The following is a 681-nucleotide window of genomic DNA, read 5'->3' as shown; positions in this document are numbered from 1 at the left end:
GCCCGCCACCATCATCAGGTCGGCCATCTCGTCGACCACGATCACGATGTAGGGCAGCGCCGATAGGTCCATCTCCTCCGTCTCGTAGACGGCCTCTCCGGTCTGCCGGTCGAAGCCCGTCTGCACGGTCCGGGTCAGGATCTCGCCGCGCCCGCGCGCCTCGGCGAGGCGTGCGTTGAAGCCGTCGATGTTGCGCACACCGACCTTCGACATCTTCTTGTAGCGCTCCTCCATCTCGCGCACGGCCCATTTCAGGGCGATGACCGCCTTCTTCGGGTCCGTGACCACGGGCGAGAGCAGGTGCGGGATGCCGTCGTAGACGGAGAGCTCCAGCATCTTCGGGTCGACCATGATCAGGCGACACTCCTCCGGCTTCATCCGGTAGAGGAGCGACAGGATCATGGTGTTGATGGCCACGGACTTGCCGGAGCCCGTGGTGCCGGCCACCAACAGGTGGGGCATCTTGGCCAGATCCGCGATGATCGGCTCGCCGCCGATGTTCTTGCCCAGGCACAGGGCAAGGCTCTGCTTGGTCTCGGCGAAATCGGCGGAGGCCAGCAACTCGCGTAAGTACACCGTCTCGCGCCGGGCGTTCGGCAGCTCGATGCCGATGGCGTTGCGGCCGGGGACCACGGCGACGCGGGCGGAGACCGCCGACATCGAGCGGGCGATGTCGTCGGC

At 66.7% G+C, this 681-nt stretch carries 1 protein-coding gene; it reads right to left on the bottom strand.

Annotated features, from left to right (window positions below):
* Window positions 1-681, bottom strand: a 681-nt coding sequence (locus tag ASF18_RS24815) for a DNA translocase FtsK (protein ID WP_280138940.1), incomplete at both ends; no start/stop codon positions are given.

It is taken from the genome of Methylobacterium sp. Leaf89, assembly GCF_001422215.1.
GTDB lineage: Bacteria > Pseudomonadota > Alphaproteobacteria > Rhizobiales > Beijerinckiaceae > Methylobacterium.
This window is presented reverse-complemented; position numbering and strand designations above follow the sequence as displayed.